Below are 24,670 nucleotides of genomic sequence, written 5' to 3' on the forward strand. Positions count from 1 at the left end.
TGGAACGGACCACTGCTTATAGATGAAGGTTTCATCTAGGTCCACTGAAGACTTTTTTAAACTGCTCCAAGTACAGTTGAATGCCTAAATATTGATGTTTCCGTTTCTCTCATAAATGCCATGAGGGCCGGGAAATTGCGAGACTCCTATAGGATTAAAGTACATGGTGAGATCCCGCAGGGCTTTAGCCCGAGGAAGCTCACCGTACTCCTATGGAAAGCGAGTGATTTCCCGGGCCTCCTAACGCTCTCAATCATAACGGAAACAATATATCTCGAAGCTGATACTTCATGTAAAGGGAGATTAACTGTGAAATCAATACTGAGATATAACAGAGACAATGGAATAGTAATAAACTTGTTGTATATTCATTATGTACGATAAGGCTATTGTAGCAAAAATAACCAGGCGATGTAGGGTATCATTCGCAAATACGCTAGGTAATATGTTATTTTAGTAAAAACATATGATCTAGTGGAAAAAGTACAGGGAGCGTCCAGTCCAATCGTCGCTGCCCAGGCGCTTCCGCTTTTCGTGTGTGTAAAGAAAATATGTTGACAAAAGGTAAAAATATATTTACAATTACTCTTGTTGCCATGAGGTGATATTTATGAAATTTCCGCTACAAAAGCTCAAGCAAGCTGGCGATGAGCCGTTTGTATTTGAAGATGATGTAGATATTAGTGAACTAGAAGAAATGAAGAATGATATTCGCCGCATTGAGCCGGTTCATGTAAAAGGGCAGGCGACTATGCATGGAGAAGAAATCACTTTCCAATTCACTATCGATGGGAAGATGATACTTCCTTGTGCCCGCACACTGGTCGATGTAGAATATCCATTTCACGTTGATGCTATTGAAGTCTTTTCCGTTTCCCCTTTTTATGAGGAAGAGGATGAGTCAGAAATTCATCCAGTGGATGGAGAAGTTCTTGACTTGACGCCTTATATAAAGGAAAATGTACTCTTGGAGGTTCCTTTTCGCGTGTTTTCTGAAAAACAGGAAGCATATGATCAGGCACCACAAGAAGGTCAAGGCTGGCAACTGGTCACCGAGGAAGCACAGGAGAAAAAAGTGGATCCTCGAATGGCTAAACTGCAATCATTACTCAATGATAATCAAAACGAAGACTGAGAAAATCCCAATAGAGATTTTCGATCGATTGAAGGAGGTGTAGAACATGGCAGTACCAAAGCGAAAAACTTCTAAAAAAGTGAAGAACCAACGTCGTACGCACAAAAAACTTCACGTACCTGGCATGGTGGAATGCTCCAACTGCGGAGAGTACACGAAGCCTCACCATGTTTGCAAATCTTGTGGACATTATGATGGAAAGCAAGTAGTCGAACAATAAGCAAGCAGAAAGGGTGTCTGATATTATTCAGGCATCCTTTTTTATACTTTAAGGAACCTTGCTAAAGGATGAAAGTATAAGAAATTACGAAGGCTTTCGTCAAAAGTACTTGGCGACAAGCCAGTTTTTTCTAATAGTCCTGGTTATATAATGAACCGTCAATGACATTTTACAGGAGGGATAACAATGACGTACGAAACGATTACATATGAAGTATTTCCTGCCGGATATGCCAGAATTACCTTGAACCGTCCGGAGAAAATGAATGCGGTATCAAAACAGATGACCTCTGAGCTCTCTCAGGCGCTGGCTGAGGCGAAAAAGGCAGATGGAATAAAATGCCTGGTCATTACAGGGAATGGTGACCGTGCATTTTGTAGCGGAGGGGATTTGAAAGATTTGCACGGAGATTTGGATGCGAGCGAGGCCTTTCAAACTTTATACCCTATGAAAGAAGTCGTCTATCAACTAGCTTCCTTTCCCTTACCTACTATCGCTTTGCTGAATGGACAGGCACGTGGGGGAGGATGCGAAATAGCGACCGCGTGTGATATCCGCTATGCTGTCAAGGACGCCTCTTATGGATTTGTCCAGGGTAAATTGGGAATCACTCCGGGATGGGGCGGCGGGGTTTTACTATATGAAAAAATCCGACCGGAATATGCCTTTCAATGGCTCATAGAAGCAGAAATGTATGACAGTGATCGTGTGGCGGCCATCGGCTGGGCGCACCGTCTGATTGAAAGGGAAGAACTTGCGAATGTGGAGGAGCTGCTTGCAAAATTTCTTGAAAAGTCAGTAAAGCAAATGCGAGTCTGGAAAAAACAATATGATAAAAAACTCTCCATGTTATCTATGTCTCCAGTTATGGATGAAGAAGTACGTACGTGCTCCCGACTATGGGAATCGGAAGAACATAAGGAAGCGGTCAAGCGGTTTATGACCCGCCGCTCCTAGAAGATAACTTCTAATTTATTAACTTATTCTATTAAACCTCTGTCTTGCATACATATAAAGCAAACGATAGAGGAGGGATGGAATGGACGTCAATCGACAGGATGCTTGGAAAGAAGATGAAGATTTGCTTCTGGCTGAAACGGTTCTTCGCTGCATCCGGCAGGGAAGAACGCAGTTGGAGGCCTTCAGAGAAGTAGCCGATAAACTTTCCCGGACTCCAGCGGCCTGTGGTTTCCGTTGGAATGCGAATGTTCGCAAACACTACCAGCAAGCGATTGAAACGGCTAAGAATGAAAGAAAAAGAAAGCAGCATGTACCAGCATCCAATACGGATGCTCCCATTAATATGTCATTGGACGATGCAATTTCTCTATTGACCCAGATGAAAGAGAAGCAGAATACGGAAGATGATCTTCCGCTCATGGAAGACCGGCTCAGATCTTTATCAGAAGAAAATCAGGCGTTGAAGGCCGCTGTTACCCGTTATCAATCTGCCTGGAAGGAAGTAGAGAAGTTGATGGCATGGGTACAGAAAGATCACAACTTAACGGTATAATGATAATTTTATTGCTGAAAAATAATAGAAGCCACGCTATTGGATTACATAGCGCGGCTTATTTTATACTTCAAGTAATTTTAACTTTGTTAAAGATTACAGTATAAGAAAATACGAAGGCATTCGCCATAAGTACTTGACGACAAGCCATGTTTTCTAATACTTATTCGTTGTTCTCACCTGTATCTTTTTCGTTGACCCCTGCAGGCATCCAGATCAACGGATTTTCCCCAAGGTCCCTCTCCATATCATAATGAGCTTTCTGGAAGCCCGTTTTCTCCCAAAATCCATGAGATTTAATACGAGGATTGGTTTTAATTGGTAAATTATAGCTTTTTGCAAAGTCTACTAATGCTTTACCATAACCTTTCCCACGGTAATCCGGCAGCACTTCAAGTTTCCATAGCTCTAAATAATCCTGGGATGGGTCAAAATATTGATCGTATTTCGCATCAACACGATACAAACTCATCCGGGCGATTAAAGCGTTTCCATAATATACCCCAAAAAAAGGAGACTCGCTGTCATTCTCCACAATATTGCTCTGCAGGTCCTCCAGCATAGAAAGCTCCTGATTGCCATATTCTTTGAACCGCTTGAATTCTTCAAGGGTTTTATAATTTACTAATAACCGTTCCACTTGTATTGTTTCTAACATGATGAATTCCCCTTTCTTTTCTCTATACCTTTATTATAATATAAAAATTTTCAGAATGAAATCTACAATTGACTGAACGCTCAATTTTTGGGAAAAATTAGTGCTGTGTTTTTTATACTTTAAGAAAGTTTACCTTTGTTAAAGCGTTAAAGTATCAGAAAAACTTATGCTTTCGCTATAAGGACTTGGCGATAAGTCAAGTTTTTCTAAATAGTTTGCTACAATAAATAATAATCATAACAGGGATTAGAGGTGCGGGCGTGGAAATAGGTATCATTGGTGGTGGAGCTGTTGGTTTATTAATGGCTCACTACTTAGGAAAAAGAAACAAGGTAACATTGTATGTAAGACGGAGTGAGCAAATGGAGCTGGTAAATGAGCTTGGGGTCGGTTTAGGTGGAACCAGTGATACGGTAAAGGTAGAAGCGCGGTTGATCGAAGATCTTAGTCACCATGATCTTACCTTTGTATGTGTCAAACAGAATCATTTGAAAGGGCTGATGCCTGTATTAGAGGAAATCGGTGATGAAGAGACGTTGGTCTTTCTGCAAAATGGCATGGGGCATCTGGAAAGAATAAGAAAACTTTCCTCAGCTGTAATGGTAGGGGTCACCGAGCATGGAGCGTTGAAGACTGCTGACTACTCCGTGCGTCATACTGGAAAAGGTGTAATCAGACTCGCTTCTATGGAAAAGTCCAGCAATGTCGATAGACTAATGGAGCAGTTGAATCAAGATCATTTCCCGTTTATAGCAGAGCGGGACTACTACCATATGCTAGCTAAGAAGCTTGTCGTCAATGCGGTCATCAATCCATTGACTGCTTTATTTGAAGTACGTAATGGCCAATTACTGGAGAATCCATTCATCCATGATCTTGCGCTGGGGCTTTGCCGAGAAGCATGCCAGGTACTGAAACTCGACTTTGCAGCGGAATGGGAAAATACCGAAAGGGTAGCACGAGCCACAGCTGCAAACTATTCTTCGATGTATAAAGATATCTCCGCATGCCGTCCTTCGGAAATTGAAGCAATCACAGGCTATCTATTAGCCGAAACGGACACACTTCCAATCCATTCCTTTATCTACCAGGCAATCAAAGCGAAAGAATTCGAGAGAAGAAAGGAGGGACACCATGGGTGATGTATTAATTTATATCTATGCTGCTGCGCTTACGATGCCGATTCCTATTTTATTTGTGTTCTATTTTATCTACCGGAAAATATACCGGCATAAATGGAAGGCGATTCATAAAACGACCAACCTGGCTACATTACTGTTTATTCTATCCGTCGACCTGTTAGCAAGAGTCCTGTTTGATCAATCCTTTTTCGGCTACATTCTATTGCTGCTGCTGCTGATATTGGCAGGGACGGTCATAATCCAGCACCGGCTTCATGAAGAAGTTGCCTTTAAGCGCGCGTGGAAAGGGTTCTGGAGATTCAACTCCTTATTGTTCGGTTTCCTGTATATCGGTCTAAGTATATATGGATTGACTGGCAAACTGCTTACCTTATAATCATAATATGTGAATTACGCTCTCCTTTTTTGTACAATACATAAGTATACATAAATAGAATGAAAAGGAGACCTACGCATATGCGCATCGATCCAATTGATATAAAAACGAATAACGCTCTCGTCCATGATTATCGTCAATCTATGGAGCGCGTACAGGATAAGTTCCACTATCATCCTTTTCACTCGTCTGTCTTTACAAAGCGGAAAGAAGATTTGAAGGAGCAGTCCTTTCAACGGGATGAGCTGGTACGTGTATTGCATGAAATTAATGGGGAGTGGGATGCTCCGAGGAGTACTGTAGAGAATATCGACCGGTTAACAGACCCTGAAAGTACGGTCATCATCGGAGGTCAACAGGCAGGGCTGCTTACCGGTCCCCTTTATTCTGTCCATAAATTGATTTCTATCATTTATCTTGCCAGAAAAACAGAAAAAGAGTGTGGAACGCCGGTTATCCCTGTATTTTGGATAGCGGGGGAAGACCATGATTTTGATGAAATCAACCATTTGTTTTTACCAGAAGCAAACCGGATGAAAAAATATCAGGTAGGTCAAGTACCCATTCAAAAAGCTTCGGTAAGTGAATTGCAAATGGAACAAGAAACTGTGGAAGAATGGCTTGCAGACTTGTTTAGCGAATTAGAAGAAACAGGCTTTACCAAAGATCTGCAACAAGAAATCAAACAAGAACTGAAACAGTCTGAAAGCTATGTGGACTTCTTTGCGCGCTTGATCTATAAGTTGTTTCGTCAGGAAGGGGTGGTCCTGGTTGACTCCCATCATCCGAAGTTTAGAAAGCTTGAATCTTCCCATTTTAAAGCGATGATCCATAACCAATCGCAAATAACACAAGGGGTGTATGCGGCCTGGCAGCAAAACATGCAGCAAGGCTATCCTGTTTCACTGGACTGCGATTTATCGGATGCCCACCTGTTCTTACACCAGGACGGGGAAAGGGTTCTATTAGTTAAAGGAGAAGATGGCCGCTATTTCGGCAAGCAAGAGGAAGTGGTCTTGACGGAAGAAGAGCTGCTTGAAATTGCTGACCAGGAGCCCGAACATTTAAGTAATAACGTAGTGACACGGCCGCTGATGCAGGAGATGATGTTTCCTACGCTTGCATTCATTGGTGGACCGGGTGAAATAAGTTACTGGTCGGTATTGAAGCCTGCTTTTGAAGCATTGGGGCTGAAAATGCCTCCGGTTATACCGCGCCTTTCTTTCACTTTTATTGATCGTAAAGCAGCTAAATATATGGATAACTTTCATCTGAAGGTGAAACAAGTGATTGAACAGGGGGTTGCGCATGAAAAGACAGCATGGCTGACCTCACAAAGTTACCCGCCTTTAGAAGTGATCACAGACCAGGTGAAAAGGGAAATCGAACGGATCCATCACCCCTTAAGGGAAAAAGCAGCCGACATCCGTGATGACATTGGACAGCTGGCAGAAAAGAATCTTGCCTATCTGTTCAAAGATATCGAGTTTCTGGAGCAGCGTATGTCCAAAGCGATAGAAGAAAAACATGCCTACGAGCTGCGCAAGTTTGACTATCTCGGCTTATTATTACACCCTGGAGGAGGTCTTCAGGAACGAATGTGGGGAATACTCCCTTGGATCAACCAGTTTGGATGGGATGTGTTTGAAGAAATTCTCGGCCATGAAATGAGATTTGAAGAACCCCATTATGGGATTTACATGTAATTTCCCCCACCATCCACCACCCAGCTGTCAAAAAACGTGTAAAAGCTTGATTTAATAACAATTCATCGTCGAAAAACAAAGAAGGAATCCTGCTCATTTGAGCAGGATTTTTTTTATTGTGGGGCGAAAGTGTATGTTAATGTGGAGGAAAGTGGGGGAATGTGGTACACTGGATTTATTCAGAAAGTGGGGAAGACTCTATGTTCATGGGCGAATTCCAGCACAACATTGATACGAAGGGAAGAATCATCGTTCCTGCCAAGTTCCGTGAGGGCCTGGGGGATACTTTCGTGCTGACCAGAGGACTGGATCAATGCTTGTTTGCTTACCCAATGACCGAATGGAGAATTCTTGAAGAAAAACTGAAAAAACTCCCACTGACTAAAAAAGACGCCCGCGCCTTCACACGTTTTTTCTTCTCAGGTGCAGTAGAATGCGAAGTGGACAAGCAGGGAAGAGTAAATATCGCACAGCCTTTGAGGAATTTCGCAAATCTTGAGAAAGAATGTGTTGTCATCGGTGTCTCTAACCGGATTGAGTTCTGGGCGAAGGACAAATGGGAAACCTATTTTGAGGAATCCGAAGAATCCTTTGCGGAGATTGCTGAAAATATGATGGATTTTGATATTTAATTGGAAAAAGAAGCGGGTGATTGGATGTTTGATCATTTTAGTGTATTAAAAAAAGAAGCTGTCGAAGGATTGCAGGTACAGCCAGATGGTACATACGTCGATTGTACACTTGGCGGAGGCGGACACTCGGAAGCCATTTGTGAGCAGTTAAGCGCGAATGGGAGATTGATTGCCTTCGATCAGGATGAAATGGCCCTTAAGGCAGCTAAAGAGAGGCTTGAACCTCATCAAAACAAAATTATTTTTGTCCATGCGAATTTCAGTGAATTGGAACTGCAATTAGAAAAGTTAGGCATCGAACACGTGGATGGCATCCTGTTCGACCTTGGAGTTTCCAGCCCCCAACTCGATGTGAAAGAGCGTGGGTTCAGTTATCAAAACGATGCTCCGCTTGATATGCGGATGAACCAGCAGGATTCCTTTGCAGCCTATCAAGTCATCAATGAATGGCCTTATGAAAAGCTGGTGAAAATTTTCTTTAAATATGGAGAAGAAAAGTTCTCGAAACAAATCGCACGAAAAATAGAAGCAAGACGGGAAGAAAAGCCGATTGAAACAACATTTGAACTCGTCGATATCATTAAAGACGCCATACCAGCCCCAGCGCGAAGGAAAGGTGGACATCCGGCTAAACGCGTGTTTCAGGCGATCCGGATAGCGGTCAATGATGAGCTTGGAGTGTTCAGTAATGCATTGGATCAGGCGGCCCGTTCCGTTGCAATCAACGGTCGGATAGCAGTCATAACTTTTCATTCGTTAGAAGACAGGATATGCAAACAGGCATTTAAAAAGTGGAGCAGCAATCCACCGATACCTAAAAATATTCCGGTCATACCTGAAGAAAAGAAGCCGCCTTTTAAGCTTGTGACTAGAAAACCCATCGTTCCAAATGAATCGGAATTAGAGAATAATCGCAGATCACGATCTGCCAAATTAAGAATCGTAGAGAAAGTGAAAGACTGGACGGAAGAATTCAAAATGGATGAAAGGTGGAATAAATGATGAATGCAGAACAAATAAAACACCTACAACACCAGGAGCAGGAACAAACACAAAAACAGGTAAAGGTTAAAGTTCAGAAGAAGAGATGGATTTCCAGAGGAGAGAAATTCCTTTACACGGTGGCAAGTGGAATTGTACTTACAGCTTCTGTTTTTATGGTACAATTTTCTTCGACCACTGATGCCTTGAACAGGGATGTGCAAAAACTGGAACAGCAAGTGAAAGTCCAGAAAACTACCAATGAAAACCTTCAATACGAAGTGAAAGAATTGAGTAACCCGGACCGCATCCTTAAAATTGCTAAGGAAAATGGGCTTAAAATCCAGAACGCTAAAGTGAAACAAGCATCAACCATCGGAAATTAACAAAAGATTGTGGTGAGCATCTTATGATGAAGAGCAAGAATACCCAGCGGATGGCTAAAGTGTGGATGTTGTTTTTTTCGCTGCTTTTCATGTTATTGGCAGGAAGGTTTTTATACATTCAGACAACAGGGGAAGTTCAGGGAATCGATTTAAATGAGTGGGCGGATAAGAAACGGTCAAGCTCTTACCAACTCGATGCGACCCGTGGCCGGATCTTGGACCAGAACGGCATGACGCTGGCTTATGACCGCCCTACTTATAGGCTGTATGCCATTGTGGATGAAGCATATTCAACGAACCTGGAGGAGCCAAAGCATGTAACCGACCCGGAAAAGACGGCGGAAATGCTGGCTCCTTTATTAGATATGAAAGCAAGTGAAATTGAAACCCGGATAGAATCAGGAATTGAAAACAACAGGTTCCAGGTGGAGTTCGGATCGGCCGGGAAGGATTTATCCCAACAAAAAATGAAAGATATCAAACAGTTGGAACTTGCTGGTATCAATTTCATTGAAGAGTCGAAGCGGTATTACCCGAATGGCACGTTCGCATCCCACATTATCGGCTTTTCGCGTCCCCAAGGCGGGGAAAGTAAGGGAGTGACAGGTGTTGAAAAACAAATGCAGAAATATTTGCAGGGGAGTCCTGGGAGAATCTCTTACCAGCGCGATAAATATGGTGTGAAGCTGCTTGATCCAAAAGAAGTGATCAAAAAGCCGGATGATGGGGACGATGTCATGCTGACGATCGACCAGAAAATCCAGACATTTTTAGAAGACGCCATGGGTCAGGTCGAAAAGCAATACAAACCGAAACGGATCATGGGCGCTGTCATGGATCCTGATACCGGGGAAATACTCGCGCTTGGGAACCGTCCAAGCTACAACCCGAACCAAATCGGTGAGGTGGAGAACTGGTACAACGATATTGTATCCTATCCATTTGAACCCGGTTCGACGATGAAGATTTTCACGTGGGCCTCGGCAATGGAAGAAGGGGTCTATAATGGATCAGAAGAATTCAAATCCGGAAACTATCAGTTTGATGAAGGGAGCCGTCCTATATACGACCACCGCCGTGAAGGGTGGGGAAATATCTCATATGATCAGGGAATGCGTTATTCCTCCAATGTTGCTGCTGCCAAACTGGCTAAAGAAAAAATTGGATTGGAAAAATTCCGTCATTATCTGGACAAGTTCGGTTTTGGACAAAAAACGGGTATTGATTTACCAGGAGAAGAAACAGGAAGAATCTTATATGACTGGCCTGTTGAAAAACTGACCACTGCCTTTGGACAAGGCACTACTACTACCCCGATCCAGTTATTGACTGCTGCCAGCGCAGTTGCCAATGACGGCAAAATGATGAAACCGTATGTGCTTTCAAAAGTTTTAGATAGTGAATCAGGTGAGGTAAAAAGCAAAAATGAACCAGAAACGATCAGCGAGCCGATTTCTCCGGAAACAGCAAAACAAATGCGTGAATTACTGGGGACTGTTGTTTCGAATGAAGAAGCTACTGGTAATGTTTATCAGTTGAATGATTATAGTCTGGCTGGAAAAACCGGTACAGCCCAGATTCCTGATTCAGAAACAGGAAGATACATGTCAGGAAAAAATAATTATATTTTTTCATTCTTGGGTATGGCACCTGAGGATGACCCTGAACTATTGATTTATGTTGCAGTTCAGCAGCCTGAACTGGAAGTGACCGAGTATGGACCGGAACCGGTTGCGCATATCGTCAAAACAGTGACAGAGAACAGTCTTCACTATCTGGATATCCGACCGGACCAGGAATCCAAAGAAACGGTGGATCCAAAAGAACTTCCAGAAGTGCAAGGGGACTCCGTCAAGAAGGCGAAAGAGAAGCTTGGAAGTGAGTTCAATAGAATAACGGTGATTGGATCGGAAGATGGAAAAGTCGAAAAGGTATACCCGGAAGAGGGGACACCGATTCTTCCTAATCAACGGATTTTCCTTGTGACGAACAATCCGACCATGCCTGATATAACTGGCTGGTCAGCAAGGGATGTCTTTCATTTTGCAGACATGTTTAATTTGAAAGTAGAAACTATGGGAAATGGATTTGCGTTTAAACAGAGTGCACAACCTGGTGCGAAAATACAAGACGGGGGGTATTTAGTGGTAGAATTCCAGCCGCCCGGAATGGAAGAGGGAGAAAAAGAGGAAACAGAAGCGGATTCTGAAGAAGAAGCTGACCCTTCCTCGTGAACGAGCAGTGTTCTAATCGTTTTTTGACTGTCATATAGTGATACAAGCTAAGTCTATGCGCGAAAGGAGCCAAATCGATGAAGCGCGTATCACTCGTAACAGTCAGAAAACGGTTGATCACTGTTTTTATTTTGGCAGCAGTTATATTTTTAATCATTATAACCAGGCTTGGTTATGTCCAATTTGTGCTGGGAGATTTTCTTGTTTCCGATGCGGAAGAATCATGGAGCAGAGACATTACCTTTGAACCAGAGCGAGGAAAAATCCTGGACACGGAAGGGGAGGTATTGGTTGGTAATGTATCCGCCCCTACCGTGATGGTCGTGCCAAGGCAGATAAAAGAACCGAAAAAAGCAGCTCAGGAGTTGGCAAGGATTTTGGACATGCCATTGGAAAAAGCTTACCAGCATGTCACGAAAAATATTTCAATTGAAAGAATCCATCCAGAAGGACGAAAAATCTCAGAGGAACAAGCAAAAGCAATACAAGGGTTACGGATGGAAGGAATTTATGTCGCACAGGATTCGAAGCGCTACTATCCAAACGGAGAGTTTCTTTCTCATGTGCTTGGCTTCACAGGCATCGATAATCAAGGTTTAATGGGGCTTGAAGCTTATTATGATGAACAATTAAGCGGGAATCCAGGCTACTTATCTTTTTATTCGGATGCGAAGGGAAAACGTATGCCAAACAAAGCGGATGTTTACGAAGCGCCTAAAGATGGAATGGACTTACAACTAACCATCGACCAACGCGTCCAGACGATAATGGAACGTGAACTGGATATCGCTGTCTCCAAATATGAGCCGGACGGCGCCGTGGCAATTGCAGTCGATCCGAAAACCGGCCGTGTGCTTGGAATGTCATCCAGACCTAATTTTCACCCGGAAAATTACCAGGATGTAGACCCTGCCGTGTACAATCGAAATTTACCGGTATGGAGTACATATGAGCCTGGTTCCACATTTAAGATAATCACACTGGCAGCTGCACTGGAAGAAAACCTCGTCGATCTGCATGAAGATCGCTATCACGATTCTGGTTCGATCAATGTGGATGGAGCAAAGATAAGGTGTTGGAAAAAAGGAGGGCATGGCGATCAAACTTATTTGGAAGTCGTCCAAAACTCCTGCAACCCCGGTTTTGTGACCTTGGGACAAAAGCTTGGCAAAGAAAAATTATTCAACTACATCGATAATTTCGGGTTTGGTGAAAAAACAGGAATAGATTTGCAAGGAGAAGGGAAAGGAATATTGTTTAAACCGGAAAATGTCGGTCCGGTCGAACTTGCGACAACAGCCTTTGGCCAAGGGGTCTCCGTCACCCCTATCCAGCAAGTGATGGCAGTGGCTGCTGCTGTAAACGGTGGATACTTATATGAACCTTATATCCAGGAAGCCTGGAGGGATCCGGTGACAGGGGACATTGTTAAAAAAAATGAACCCAAAATGAAAGAAAGAATTATTTCTGAAGAAACATCTAACGAAGTCAGTAAAGCACTCGAGAGCGTCGTCGCTAAAGGATCTGGAAGAGGAGCCTATGTCGAAGGATACCGTGTCGGTGGTAAGACAGGTACCGCTCAGAAGGTAGGCAAAGACGGGAAATATATGAGTAACAATCATATCGTTTCGTTTATTGGATTTGCCCCTGCTGATGATCCCCAACTTGTCGTTTATTTAGCAGTGGATAATCCTAAGAACACCATCCAATTCGGTGGTGTAGTAGCTGCTCCCCTTGTTGGCAACATCATGGAAGACAGCCTGCGGGCGCTTGGTGTAGAGCAAAGAGATGGCGGTCTGGAGAAAGAGTACAAATGGCCGGATCAGCCGATGGTGGAAATGCCTGATTTAGTCGGGCTGGAGAAGGATGAACTCGAAACTTATCTTATCGATCTCAATGTAGAAGTAAGTGGAGAAGGAGATAAGGTTATTGAACAAGCGCCCGAGCCTGGCGTAAAGTTAGAAATGGGCTCGTCTGTACGTGTATACTTAGGAAAGTGATTTTTACCTTTTAAGAAAATTTACCTTTATAAAACGATGGAAGTATAGGAAAAAGCAAGTCTTTCACCATAAGGACTTGGCGACAAGTCAACTTTTCCTAATTAATTTTTTTTCTGTCATCGTGAGATGAAGAAACTTTTGCTATAATAGATGAGAATGTGTTTACAGTTAGGATGATAGAAGATGAAGCTACCAGAATTATTGAGACATATACCATATTTTCAAACAAATAAACCATTGAAGGATATCGAAGTTAACGGGGTGGAGATGGACTCCCGGAATGTAAAGGAAGGGGACCTGTTCATCTGTCTCCCCGGGGAACATTTCGATGGCCATGACTTTGCTCAGCAGGCGGTGCAGCAGGGAGCAGCTGCGCTTATCTGCGAACGTCCGCTGGAGGTTTCTATCCCGTATATTGTTGTACCGGACACGAACAGGGCCATGGGCAGCATAGCCAACACGTTTTATCACTACCCTACCACTTCCATGCAATTGATTGGGATTACCGGTACGAATGGTAAAACGTCCATCAGTTATCTGCTTGATGAAATCTTTCAAATGAACAGACATCAAACCGGCTTGATCGGCACGATCCAAATGAAAATAAACGAGTCGGTGTATCCTGTGAAGAATACGACACCAGACTCTTTGTTTTTGCAAAAAAGTTTCCATGAGATGAAGGAAAGGAACGTAGACACTGCGGTTATGGAGGTGTCTTCTCATGCTTTGGATAAAGGCCGTGTGCATGGTTGTGATTTTGATGTAGCTGTTTTTACAAACCTGAGTCAGGACCATTTGGATTATCACGGGAATATGGATGAGTACCTCCATGCTAAATCGCTGTTGTTCGCTCAATTGGGCAATACCTTTAACCCGGAGAAACCGAAGTTTGCCGTCATCAATGAGGACGATCCTGCAGCTGACGTCATGAAACGAAGTACTGCCCAGCCGGTTCTTAGTTATGGCATACAAAAAGAAGCAGCAATCATGGCTGATAATCTTCAATTACATGAAAAGGGCACGACCTTTACATTGACCACTCCCGAAGGCGAGGTCACCATCAACAGTAGCCTGATGGGGAAATTTAATGTTTACAATATGCTGGCGGCGGCGGGGGCAGCTATCGCATCCGGGGTGAAACTGGATGTGATTAAGCAAGCGTTGGAAGCCACTAAGGGTGTACGCGGACGATTTGAGCCTGTGGAGGAAGGGCAGCCTTTCGGTGTCGTCATTGATTATGCCCACACACCCGACTCCCTTCATAATGTCTTGCAGACGATGCAGGAGTTCTGTCGGGGCAAAGTCAGGGTAGTGGTTGGCTGCGGCGGAGACCGTGACCGTACGAAGCGCCCGTTAATGGCTGATGTAGCGATGGAGTTCGGTGACCATGCCATATTCACTTCGGATAACCCAAGAACAGAGCCTCCAGAACAGATCCTCGATGATATGGTTGAGCATCTGGAAGCGGGAGGATATGAAAGAATCGTGGACCGTAAGGAAGCGATTCGATTTGCCGTGGAAAAAGCACAGCCTGGGGATATGATTTTAATCGCCGGTAAAGGACATGAGACCTATCAGGACATTAACGGCAAACGATACGAATTTGATGATCGTGAAGTAGCACGTGAACTTTTAAAGCAGCTAAAGGAGAGTAAATGATGTTATTTGCTGTAAACGAATTGAATGATTTATTCCCGGAGTCCAAAGGGGCAGTAAATGATCGTATTCCATTGCGTCACGTGATGACGGATTCGAGAAAAGATCTGAAGCAGAGCATTTTCGTTCCAATCGTCGGCGAAAACTTCGATGCCCACGAGTTCCTCAAACAAGCGATTGAAAATGGTGCTGTCGCATCGATATGGCAAAAAAACAGGGAAGTGCCTCGGTATGTACCGACGGATTTCCCGTTATTTTTTGTCGACGATACATTGGCTGCTTTGCAGGCGATGGCGGTACTCTATTTAGAAAAAGTCAATCCGATTGTTATTGGTGTGACCGGCTCAAATGGAAAAACGACTACGAAAGATTTAACGGCAGCAGTCATAGGCACAAAATACCGCACCCATAAGACAGCTGGGAATTTCAATAATCACATTGGTTTGCCATTGACTATTTTTGCTATGCCAGAACAGACAGAAGTGGCTGTCCTGGAAATGGGCATGAGCCAGGCTGGGGAAATCGAAGTGTTGAGCCATTTAGCAAAGCCGGATTATGCGATCATAACGAATATCGGCGAATCTCATATTGAATATTTAGGAAGCCGAGAGGGGATTGCTAAGGCGAAGCTGGAAATAAAAGCAGGGCTTAAGAATGAAGGGGCCTTGATTTTTGACGGCGACGAACCTTTACTTGCAGAAGAATTAAAGAATGCGAATAATTGGGGGTGCGGGGTGGAGCCACAGAACCGTTCCCGTATCGAAAACCTTGAATTGACGGATCAAAACAGCCGTTTTTCTATTGCTGGCATCAACTATGAATTACCGCTTGCCGGGAAGCATAATGTTAAAAATGCAAGCTTTGTCATTACCCTTGCTCGTCTTTTGGATATTTCACCAGTACAGATTCAAGAAGGATTGAACGAAATAGAAGTTACAGGCATGCGGTTCGAAAGACTGAAAGGCAAGCATGGGTCCCTGATCATTAATGATGCGTACAACGCTTCTCCCACCTCGATGAAAGCTGTCATCGAAGTCATCAAGGAAATGAAAGAAAAGACCCACAAAGTGCTTGTTCTTGGTGATATTTACGAGCTTGGCAAACACGCGAAACAAATGCACCGGTCTGTGGCAGAAGTGATTGATGACACGATCGCGGCTGTATTTACGTATGGAGAAGATGCTAATCAGATCAGTGTAGCCGCTAAAGAAAAAAATCCTACTATAAAAACAGACCATTTCACCGATAAGCGGAAACTGCAGCAAATGGTCGAAAAAGAACTGGGTGAGGAAACAGTCATTCTGGTGAAAGCATCCCGAGGTGTGGAACTGGAAACGATCATCGATCCCTTGATAGAAAAGTAACGGACGGGAACTGTCGTAAAGGAGGAACAACAAATGAACGATTATGTACTATTAATCACCATAGCAGTCGCATTTTTAATCACCGTCCTGATCTCACCGGTATTCATCCCTTTTCTTCGCAGATTGAAATTTGGTCAGAGTATTCGGGAAGAAGGACCAGAAAGCCATCAAAAAAAATCCGGAACACCTACCATGGGAGGATTGATGGTATTATTCTCTGTCAGTATCACAACCTTGATCATGGCAGCAAAATTCAATCCCAACCCGATGAGTTTTGAAGTCTTTTTACTTTTATTCGTATTGATCGGGTATGGATTGATTGGCTTTTTAGATGACTTTATCAAAGTCGTCATGAAACGGAACCTTGGCTTGACATCCAAGCAGAAACTACTGGCACAATTCGTCATTGCTGTGGTCGTTTACATGATTCTAAGGCAGCATAACTTTCCGACTTACATAGGTGTTCCGGCTACTGATATTCAGTTGGACCTAGGACTGCTTTACCCGGTATTGATCCTCGTCATGCTGGTAGGTGCGTCAAATGCTGTCAACCTGACAGATGGTCTCGACGGGCTGCTCGCAGGAACGGCGGCTTTAGCTTTCGGTGCTTTTGCCATTCTTGCATGGACGGGGAATCCGCAATTTGAAATCACGATTTTTTCATTGGCTATTGTCGGTGCTTTGCTAGGATTTTTGGTATTTAATGCACATCCTGCTAAAGTATTCATGGGAGACACCGGTTCACTGGCATTGGGTGGAGCGATCGCTATCGTAGCTATTCTTACAAAACTGGAAATATTACTTGTCATTATCGGTGGCGTGTTTGTTATCGAAACCTTATCTGTCATCATTCAAGTCATATCTTTTAAAACTACAGGCAAGCGGGTATTCCGTATGAGTCCGCTTCATCACCATTATGAGTTGAAAGGCTGGTCGGAATGGCGTGTTGTGACGTCTTTTTGGCTTCTCGGCCTTGTGTTCGCAATGCTAGGAATCTATATTGAGGTGTGGTTAGGTTGAAACGACTAGAAGACTTTACGTATCATCATGCACTAATTTTAGGACTCGCTAAAAGTGGAACAGCTGCTGCTAAGCTGTTATTGGATAGCGGTATTTCTGTCCGTATCAATGATTATAAAGCTAACCCGGAGGATCCGGTCGTCCAGGACCTAAAAGAGGCTGGAGCCGAAATCATTCTTGGCGGCCATCCTGTTTCAGCCCTGGATGGAATCGATGTCATGATCAAAAATCCTGGCATTCCATATGACAACAGCCTGGTAGCTGAAGCGGAGGTCCGCGGCCTGCCGATCATCACGGAAGTAGAACTTGCCGGTATCCTTCATAAAGGACCGATGATTGGGATTACGGGTTCCAATGGAAAAACCACTACAACTACCCTGACCCATGAAATATTATTGAAAAGCGGCAAGCAGTCAAGCATCGCTGGTAATATCGGAGAAGTGTCTTGTGAAGTAGCCAGGCGGACGAATGACCAAGACACGTTGGTTATTGAGTTGTCGTCTTTCCAATTAATGGGCATTGAGCGTTTCCGTCCTACTGTTGCCGTATTATTGAATATTTATGAAGCCCACCTGGATTATCATAAAACATTAGAGAACTATCGGCAGGCGAAAGCGCAAATTTTCAAAAACCAGTCCGAGGAAGATTTTCTTGTCTTTAATATCGATGATCCGACGATTGCTAAGTTTATAGGCGAAGCAAATGCACAGCTCGTCCCTTTTTCTACCATGCAGAAACTTGATAAGGGCGCGTATGCAGATGAAGAATATATCTATTACAATGGCGAGCCAATCATCAAACGGGACGAGGTTGTGCTGGTAGGGGAACATAATATGGAAAATATTTTGGCAGCAGTAGCTGCTGCTAAACTGAATGGTGCCACCAATGAAGGAATAATAAACGTGTTGACAAGCTTTAAAGGTGTTCCGCACCGTTTAGAGTTTGTAGACAATATTGAAGACAGACTGTTCTATAACGATTCGAAAGCTACGAATATTCTCGCTACCTCGAAAGCGTTAAGCTCTTTCAAACAGCCTGTGATTCTTTTGGCAGGCGGCCTTGACCGTGGAAATGATTTTGATGAATTGGTTCCTTTTTTAGATCATGTCAAAGCGATGGTCGTGTTTGGCGAAACAGCCGGTAAAATGCAGCAGGCTGGTGAACAGGCTGGTATAACTGCAATTAAAAAAGTCGATAATGTGGAACAAGCAGCACAGGCAGCATATGAACTATCTGAAAATAAGGACGTCATCCTCTTGTCTCCAGCTTGCGCAAGCTGGGATCAGTACCGTACTTTTGAAGAAAGAGGGAATATGTATGTCCAAGCTGTGCATAAGCTGAAGTAGGGGCTTGTTCCGCAGTAAAAGCCCCATTTTCCAATTTTAGTTGGAGGAGGGGTTTTTTCATTGCATAAGACTAGCAATCCCAAAACAATGCCGGATATCCTATTGATGGTTGGAATCCTGTCTTTGCTGACGATAGGAGTCATCATGGTATACAGTTCATCCAGTATATGGGCGAGCTATAAATTCAACGATTCATTTTTCTTTGCGAAACGTCAGATTTTATTCGCAGGTGTCGGGGTCCTGGCGATGTTTTTTATTGCAAGGATACCGTATTTATTCTGGAGGACCCATGCAAAAAAGCTCTTAATCATCTGTTTTGTTTTTTTAATAGCGGTACTGATACCCGGAGTCGGTATGGTCAGAGGAGGAGCGCAAAGCTGGATTGGTGTCGGAGCCTTCAGTATCCAGCCGTCTGAATTCATGAAACTCGGTTTGATTATATTTTTGGCTAAGTTCTTATCAGAACGGCAAAAATATATTACCTCTTTTCAGCAAGGTTTTTTGCCTGCCTTGAGTCTGGTAATGGTGGCATTTGCACTGATTATGCTACAGCCGGATTTAGGAACCGGGGTCGTACTGGTAGGCACTTGCATGCTGATGATTTTCGTGGCAGGCGCCAGGTGGGCACATTTCATCGGGTTAGGCTTGCTTGGTCTGGCTGGTTTTGTCGCTTTGATTGCGTCTGCTCCTTACCGGATCAAGCGAATAACCGCTTTTCTGAATCCCTGGGAAGATCCACTGGGCAGTGGCTTTCAAATCATTCAATCTTTATATGCGATTGGTCCTGGCGGTTTAATGGGGCTTGGGCTTGGCCAAAGCCTGCAGAAATTCTTTTACCTTCCTGAACCTCAGACAGATTTCATATTTGCTATTTTAGCGGAAGAATTAGGGTTCCTCGGAGGTGCATTTGTCCTGCTGTTATTTCTGCTTATTCTGTGGAGAGGAATAAGGGTAGCCCTTTATGCCCCCGATTTATATGGAAGCCTGCTTGCGCTCGGCATCATCGGCATGATATCAATCCAGGTGATGATCAATATCAGTGTTGTGACAGGTCTCATCCCCGTCACGGGTATCACGCTTCCGTTTTTAAGCTATGGCGGTTCGTCCTTGACCTTAACGCTATGTTCTGTAGGTATCCTGCTAAGCGTCAGCAGATACTCGAAACTTTAATCTTACTCTTAAAACAATCGATTTAATCTAGAAAAATGTAGGTTTGCAATTATTTCTTTAAGTATTGGTGATCCGTAGAAATAGTTAATAGCCTTTGGCTGATCCGTTATTGAGGTGAGGAGTAGGTGGTTGTGGAAATAGCTCGCTTTCCGTGGACGTACGGTGAGCTTCCTCAGGCTATCGCCTTGCGGGATCTCACCAGGCACTTTAATCCCACTGGAGTCTCACCATTTCCCCAACCATTTTTCCATAAAGGAGACACGGGGGCGAATATACTTCCAGACGAAAACTTATGATTTTCTAAATAATAGTTGTTGGAAATCTATTTTCATGATGTGAAATCCACTCACTTAAGTTTCGTTAATGCTATTTAGGCTGGAAGGGCAGGGAAAACAGGGAGACTCCTGCGGGATCACAGCCCGAGGAGGCTTGGCGTCTCGCCCGCGGAAAGCTTACTGTTTTCCCTGCCCGCCCTCACTATTTATGGCAAACGAGTGGTATACTTTTCCCGTTGAAGTGGATTTTAATTTTATAAATCAAGAAATTTTCGTAGCAGGTAAAGAAATTTGTTAATGACAGTCAAATTCACAGGACATAAGCCGTACTATGTGAACAGGTATAGTTTCGGCTTTTTTACGTATGGAGAGTCTTAATTACCACTAAATATGGTGAATCTTTAAAAAATATTAAGTTTTTAACACTAGGAGTCACAAAACTTGTTCTAACATGATAAAATGGAGGGGCAGATAAATGTTTAAATAAACTTTCAAGCGGGTACATTCAAACGGGTTTGGGGTCAAATCAGGTAAACCAGTAGTTTACGATGCATCAACCGATAACTTCTTAGCTCGAATGACCCGATGCTTTTCTTGAAGGGTTGAAACCAGATGGGTTTGAGAAACAACGGAAGATAGTTGAAAGGTAATGTATGATAGGAACATAAGCTCAAAAAAATTTTCCTACATAATAGCTGTCTTTCATTATATTGAACGATGTTAAGGGGAAATCACCATTATGGAGAAAAAGAATATTGTTTCCATTGAAGATCGCATTCCGAAGTTGAAGCAGGCTCGGAAGAAAAAAGCGAACAGACGCTTGATCTTTTACCTAACCATTTTGTTTTTACTGATTGCGATAGTGATCTACTTGCAGTCCCCCCTTAGCCATGTGAAGAATATCAAGGTCAGTGGAAATGTCCATGTTACAGATGAAGAGATCAAGGAAATGAGCCACGTCTCGGGAGACGAGAACTTTTGGCAAGTGGATAAACACCAAATCCAAACTAGTGTAATGGCCCATCCAGAAGTAAACGAAGCAAGTGTGTCGCGAAACTTTCCGAATACCATCCAAATCAAGGTGGAGGAATATGACCGGGTCGGGTATGTAAAGCTCGATGGCAGCTATTATCCTATCCTGGAAAATGGGACTCGCCTGGAATCCTATGAGCTTCATGTTACAAACGGTGATGCACCACTTTTGATTGGCTTCGATAAAGCTACCTATTTGGAAGAAATGTCCAAAGAACTGAGGGAACTCCCAGCCAGTATAGCTAGATTGATTTCCGAAATTCACTGGACGCCGACCGATGATAATCCATTTCAAATCAAACTTTATATGAATGATGGATATGAAGTACAGGGGACAATCCGGAATTTTTCTAAAAAGATGAGAGCATACCCTTCAATTGTGACTCAGTTAGGTCCGGAAGATAAAGGGATCATCCATATTGATGTGGGTGCTTATTTTGAAGCTTATTCAACATCTGAACAAGAATCATCAGAAGATGAAGACGCTCAAGCAGAACCAGAGGAGAATGAAAATGAAACTCAAGGGTAAGCATGTCATTCTCGCTTTCGTTCTCTTGGCAACGGGATTTTTAGTATCTTATAGTTATACACAGGCCGATACAGAGTCCCAAATGGTTAAACTGACCGAGCGCACGTGGGAGAAGGAATATTTTTACCGGAAACAGCTCCTCGATTTAGAGGAAAAGAACAGAGAGCTTCGGGAGGAATTACAAGGCAAAACAGAAAAGATTCAGCAATTTGAAAACAATTTGGCATCTAGCGAACGACAGATCGCAGATTTTGTAGAACGGAAGAAAAAACTTCAACTGCTTACCGGAGAGCTGCCAGTAGAAGGACCAGGAATGACGGTAACACTAAGGGATGCGGAATATATCCCCGATGAAGCACATGCGAATAATTATATTGTGCATGAGCCTCATATCCATAAAGTGGTCAATGAGCTAAAGAGTGCTGGAGCTAAAGCGATAGCTATCAACGGGCAGCGATATCTCAGCAACAGTTATTTTGCTTGTACGGGCCCAGTAATTACAGTTGATGGAACACAGCATCCCGCACCTTTTGTCATTTCTGCAATCGGCGACCCGGAAGTGCTGTTTTCCAGTTTCTCTCTGAAAAATGGGGTAGTCGATCAGCTGGTCGCTGACAATATTGAAGTAGAGCTGGAAAAGTCGGAGGCTATCCAAATGGATGCAAGGCTTTCCAGTGAAGGGTGAATGCTGTGAGTAAGCGTAGTAAATGGCTCATGTCAATCATTTTCGCAATTATTGGCTTCATGGTCGCCATTCAATTTCAAACGGCTTCTTCAGAACCTGAACTTCGCGATACACGCGATCAATGGGAAGTACGGCAAGAACTGCAGGAACAGCAAAAGCTGCAGCAGGAATTGCTGGAGCAGATAACCAGTGCGGATCGTATATTGGAAGAGTATGACGAAGTTTCTGATGAAGAAAAGCTGGAAACATTGAAAGGTTCGATAGAGCAATTAGAGCAGCAAGCCGGGTTGACCACAGTTGAAGGAAGTGGCATCACCATTAAACTCGCTCCGATTTTTCAAGAGTGGGAGGAAGATGCCCCTGCTTATCCGACGGTGAGTACCTCTTTGTTGACGCATCTGATCAATGAATTGAATACATTTGGAGCCGAAGGAATAGCGGTAGGGGAGGAGAGGGTGGTTAGTTTATCTCCAATCAGGAATGTAAACGGAGATACTTATGTGAATAACCGGCCGATGCAGCCTTTGCCAGTGGAAATAAAAGTCCTCACCAGTAATCCAAAAAAAATGCTTGATTATGTAAATGCCAGTCGCTCCAGGGATATGTTCGCGCTTGATGATATTTCCATGGATGTGCAGACAGAAAAAAATTTGAAACTGCCTGGATATGACGATAATCTTCAGCTAGGAATATTGGAGCATGATTCCAGTAAAGAAACAGGTGAAAACTAATGTGGCTGCCGATTGCATTTTTATTGGTCGGGATAATCCTGGGTCTGTTGACGGATATCCGTGTGCCGGATGCATATACTGATTACTTGACCATAGCAGTTCTGGCTGCTTTCGATACATTGCTAGGCGGTATTCGGGCCCAATTAGAAAAGAAATTCGATGACATTGTATTTTTGACTGGTTTCTTTTCCAACGTAGCATTAGCTGCCTTATTGGCCTTTTTGGGGGTACAGCTCGGTATCGATTTATATCTGGCAGCTGTATTCGCGTTTGGAGTTCGTTTATTCCAGAATATAGCGATTATCCGAAGACATTTAATCAGTAATCTGCGTACTTCGAACAAACTGAAAAAAAATACGGAAAAATAAGAGGATTATCACGTCTTTCTGTGGAAACAGAACATGAATTGATTCTATTTCCCAGTTATGTGAGTGAAAAGAACCACATAATATATCAATCTATTTACGAAAGGTGAAATGGATTGTATTTTCTTCTTATATTCGATAATATTTGAACTATTCATATGCCTTTAGTGCAGGAGGTGCATCGCTTTTGAATCAAAATGAAATTCTAGTAAGTTTAGATATCGGAACCACCCGTATCAAAGTGATCATCGGGGAAATCTTAAACGATTCCTTGAATATCATCGGTGTGGGTACCGCAAAATCAAATGGTATGAAAAAAGGAGCAATTGTAGATATCGACCAAACGGTCCAGTCCATCCGTTCGGCAGTCGAGCAGGCGGAGAGAATGGTTGATATGAAAATAGATCGTGTCGTTGTCGGGGTGAACGGGAATCATATTCAGCTTCAGCCATGTCATGGTGTGGTAGCTGTCTCCAGCGATGACAGGGAAATCGGAAATGAAGACATCAAGCGCGTTATCGACGCCGCACAAGTCATTTCCATACCTCCGGAACGTGAAATCATCGATGTCATTCCTAAACAGTTCATTGTAGATGGACAGGATGAAATCACCGATCCACGTGGGATGATCGGAGTACGACTGGAAATGGAAGGAACCATTATAACTTGTTCAAAAACTGTGCTACATAACTTGCTGAAGTGTGTGGAAAGAGCTGAACTTCAAGTGTTGGATATATGCCTTCAGCCACTTGCTGCAGGTACAGTGGCATTATCTGATGATGAAAAGAATCTTGGTGTTGCATTGATCGATATCGGAGGTGGCAGCACTACTGTTTCTGTCTTTGAAGATGGACACCTTAAAGGGACAAGCATGACCGCTTTAGGCGGTGATAATATTACGAAAGACTTATCGATCGGTTTGAGAACCTCTACGGAAGAAGCAGAGGAAATCAAACTGGAACATGGACATGCCTTTTTCGATGATGCCCGGGAAGAAGAACAATTTGAAGCAACAATTATCGGAAGTAATCGAAAACAAACATTCAATCAATTGCAATTATCTGATATGATTGAAGCTAGACTAGAAGAGATTTATGTTTTTGCAGCACAAGAAATCCACCGGATGGGAGTAAAAGATCTTCCTGGAGGTTTCGTACTGACAGGTGGCACAATGAGCATGCCTGGTGTGATGGAGTTGGCACAGGATATCTTCCATGCGAATATCCGATTGGCGATCCCGGATTATATCGGGGTTCGTGAACCTCAATTCACAAGTGGTGTCGGTATCTTGCAATTCGCTTATCGTAATGCGAAAATACAAGGAAAAGAGATTTTTCCATCTGTACAAGTAGCAGATCATCAACAACCGAGACCGAAAAAGCAGAAACGGAGTGCCGTAAAACAACAAGAACCACAAGAAAAGCCTGTTAAGGAAGAAAAAGAGAAAAAAGAATCAGGATTATCTAATCTACTGAAATACTTTTTCGACTAAACAACGTTTCCTTCATATCCGA

At 43.3% G+C, this 24,670-nt stretch carries 23 protein-coding genes; 22 read left to right on the forward strand and 1 reads right to left on the reverse strand.

Features of this window, described 5'->3' with window-relative positions; genetic code table 11:
• The first annotated feature begins 610 nt into the window (after window positions 1–610).
• The 4 genes from BLV00_RS19435 to BLV00_RS19450 all read left to right on the forward strand — a co-directional run bounded on the left by BLV00_RS19435 (window position 611) and on the right by BLV00_RS19450 (window position 2,868).
• A complete protein-coding gene (locus tag BLV00_RS19435) occupies window positions 611–1,135 on the forward strand; it encodes a YceD family protein (protein WP_093046610.1) in 525 nt (174 codons plus the stop codon).
• Window positions 1,136–1,181: 46 nt separating this feature from the next.
• A complete protein-coding gene (gene rpmF / locus BLV00_RS19440; protein ID WP_028782672.1) occupies window positions 1,182–1,355 on the forward strand; it encodes a 50S ribosomal protein L32 in 174 nt (57 codons plus the stop codon).
• Window positions 1,356–1,541: 186 nt separating this feature from the next.
• Window positions 1,542–2,312, forward strand: a complete 771-nt coding sequence (locus BLV00_RS19445; protein ID WP_093046611.1) for an enoyl-CoA hydratase/isomerase family protein — start codon at window positions 1,542–1,544, stop codon at window positions 2,310–2,312.
• A gap of 82 nt (window positions 2,313–2,394) precedes the next feature.
• Window positions 2,395–2,868 (forward strand): RsfA family transcriptional regulator, encoded by a 474-nt coding sequence (locus BLV00_RS19450; protein WP_093046612.1) that lies wholly within the window; start codon window positions 2,395–2,397, stop codon window positions 2,866–2,868.
• A 163-nt stretch (window positions 2,869–3,031) separates the two neighbouring features.
• Here BLV00_RS19450 and BLV00_RS19455 read toward each other — a convergent pair whose 3' ends face one another.
• A complete protein-coding gene (locus BLV00_RS19455; protein ID WP_093046613.1) occupies window positions 3,032–3,526 on the reverse strand; it encodes an N-acetyltransferase in 495 nt (164 codons plus the stop codon).
• 260 nt (window positions 3,527–3,786) lie between these two features.
• On the opposite strand from BLV00_RS19455, the gene BLV00_RS19460 reads away from it, so the two are divergent.
• From BLV00_RS19460 to ftsA, 18 genes are all read left to right on the forward strand, one after another.
• Window positions 3,787–4,668, forward strand: coding sequence for a 2-dehydropantoate 2-reductase (locus BLV00_RS19460; protein WP_093046614.1), 882 nt, complete (start codon window positions 3,787–3,789; stop codon window positions 4,666–4,668).
• On the forward strand, window positions 4,661–5,044 hold the full coding sequence (locus BLV00_RS19465; protein WP_093046615.1) for a DUF3397 domain-containing protein: 384 nt from the start codon (window positions 4,661–4,663) through the stop codon (window positions 5,042–5,044). The genes BLV00_RS19460 and BLV00_RS19465 overlap by 8 nt, the downstream gene beginning before the upstream one ends.
• An 80-nt stretch (window positions 5,045–5,124) precedes the next feature.
• Window positions 5,125–6,750, forward strand: a complete 1,626-nt coding sequence (gene bshC, locus BLV00_RS19470) for a bacillithiol biosynthesis cysteine-adding enzyme BshC (RefSeq protein ID WP_093046616.1) — start codon at window positions 5,125–5,127, stop codon at window positions 6,748–6,750.
• A 200-nt stretch (window positions 6,751–6,950) separates the two neighbouring features.
• Window positions 6,951–7,382, forward strand: coding sequence for a division/cell wall cluster transcriptional repressor MraZ (gene mraZ, locus BLV00_RS19475; protein ID WP_093046650.1), 432 nt, complete (start codon window positions 6,951–6,953; stop codon window positions 7,380–7,382).
• Between the two features lie 24 nt (window positions 7,383–7,406).
• Complete coding sequence (rsmH, locus tag BLV00_RS19480; protein ID WP_093046651.1) at window positions 7,407–8,384, forward strand: 16S rRNA (cytosine(1402)-N(4))-methyltransferase RsmH; 978 nt, start codon at window positions 7,407–7,409, stop codon at window positions 8,382–8,384.
• Window positions 8,384–8,749 carry a cell division protein FtsL gene (gene ftsL / locus BLV00_RS19485; protein WP_093046617.1) on the forward strand — a complete coding sequence of 122 codons (366 nt, stop codon included), beginning with the start codon at window positions 8,384–8,386 and terminating at the stop codon, window positions 8,747–8,749. The genes rsmH and ftsL overlap by 1 nt, the downstream gene beginning before the upstream one ends.
• A 23-nt stretch (window positions 8,750–8,772) precedes the next feature.
• Window positions 8,773–10,983, forward strand: a complete 2,211-nt coding sequence (locus BLV00_RS19490; RefSeq protein WP_342723153.1) for a penicillin-binding transpeptidase domain-containing protein — start codon at window positions 8,773–8,775, stop codon at window positions 10,981–10,983.
• Between the two features lie 77 nt (window positions 10,984–11,060).
• A complete protein-coding gene (locus tag BLV00_RS19495; protein WP_093046618.1) occupies window positions 11,061–12,983 on the forward strand; it encodes a stage V sporulation protein D in 1,923 nt (640 codons plus the stop codon).
• A 183-nt stretch (window positions 12,984–13,166) separates the two neighbouring features.
• Window positions 13,167–14,642, forward strand: coding sequence for a UDP-N-acetylmuramoyl-L-alanyl-D-glutamate--2,6-diaminopimelate ligase (locus BLV00_RS19500; protein ID WP_093046619.1), 1,476 nt, complete (start codon window positions 13,167–13,169; stop codon window positions 14,640–14,642).
• Complete coding sequence (locus BLV00_RS19505; protein ID WP_093046620.1) at window positions 14,642–16,003, forward strand: UDP-N-acetylmuramoyl-tripeptide--D-alanyl-D-alanine ligase; 1,362 nt, start codon at window positions 14,642–14,644, stop codon at window positions 16,001–16,003. Before BLV00_RS19500 ends, BLV00_RS19505 begins: the two co-directional genes overlap by 1 nt.
• A 33-nt stretch (window positions 16,004–16,036) precedes the next feature.
• Entirely contained in the window at window positions 16,037–17,023 is a 987-nt protein-coding gene (mraY, locus tag BLV00_RS19510) for a phospho-N-acetylmuramoyl-pentapeptide-transferase (RefSeq protein WP_093046621.1), read from the forward strand.
• Window positions 17,020–18,369 carry a UDP-N-acetylmuramoyl-L-alanine--D-glutamate ligase gene (gene murD, locus BLV00_RS19515; protein WP_093046622.1) on the forward strand — a complete coding sequence of 450 codons (1,350 nt, stop codon included), beginning with the start codon at window positions 17,020–17,022 and terminating at the stop codon, window positions 18,367–18,369. Before mraY ends, murD begins: the two co-directional genes overlap by 4 nt.
• An 87-nt stretch (window positions 18,370–18,456) precedes the next feature.
• Window positions 18,457–19,539: a stage V sporulation protein E gene (gene spoVE / locus BLV00_RS19520; RefSeq protein ID WP_093046653.1), complete on the forward strand. Its 1,083-nt coding sequence runs from the start codon at window positions 18,457–18,459 to the stop codon at window positions 19,537–19,539.
• Between the two features lie 1,014 nt (window positions 19,540–20,553).
• Window positions 20,554–21,375 (forward strand): cell division protein FtsQ/DivIB, encoded by an 822-nt coding sequence (locus BLV00_RS19525; protein ID WP_093046623.1) that lies wholly within the window; start codon window positions 20,554–20,556, stop codon window positions 21,373–21,375.
• Window positions 21,359–22,060 carry a DUF881 domain-containing protein gene (locus BLV00_RS19530; RefSeq protein WP_093046624.1) on the forward strand — a complete coding sequence of 234 codons (702 nt, stop codon included), beginning with the start codon at window positions 21,359–21,361 and terminating at the stop codon, window positions 22,058–22,060. Before BLV00_RS19525 ends, BLV00_RS19530 begins: the two co-directional genes overlap by 17 nt.
• Before the next feature lie 5 nt (window positions 22,061–22,065).
• The gene (locus BLV00_RS19535; protein WP_143030753.1) at window positions 22,066–22,791 is read left to right on the forward strand and encodes a DUF881 domain-containing protein; all 726 of its coding nucleotides are present in this window, start codon (window positions 22,066–22,068) and stop codon (window positions 22,789–22,791) included.
• The gene (locus tag BLV00_RS19540; RefSeq protein WP_093046626.1) at window positions 22,791–23,159 is read left to right on the forward strand and encodes a small basic family protein; all 369 of its coding nucleotides are present in this window, start codon (window positions 22,791–22,793) and stop codon (window positions 23,157–23,159) included. Before BLV00_RS19535 ends, BLV00_RS19540 begins: the two co-directional genes overlap by 1 nt.
• 184 nt (window positions 23,160–23,343) lie before the next feature.
• Entirely contained in the window at window positions 23,344–24,648 is a 1,305-nt protein-coding gene (ftsA, locus tag BLV00_RS19545) for a cell division protein FtsA (protein WP_093046627.1), read from the forward strand.
• The last annotated feature ends 22 nt before the right edge of the window (window positions 24,649–24,670 follow it).

It is taken from the genome of Thalassobacillus cyri, assembly GCF_900107755.1.
GTDB lineage: Bacteria > Bacillota > Bacilli > Bacillales > Halobacillaceae > Thalassobacillus > Thalassobacillus cyri.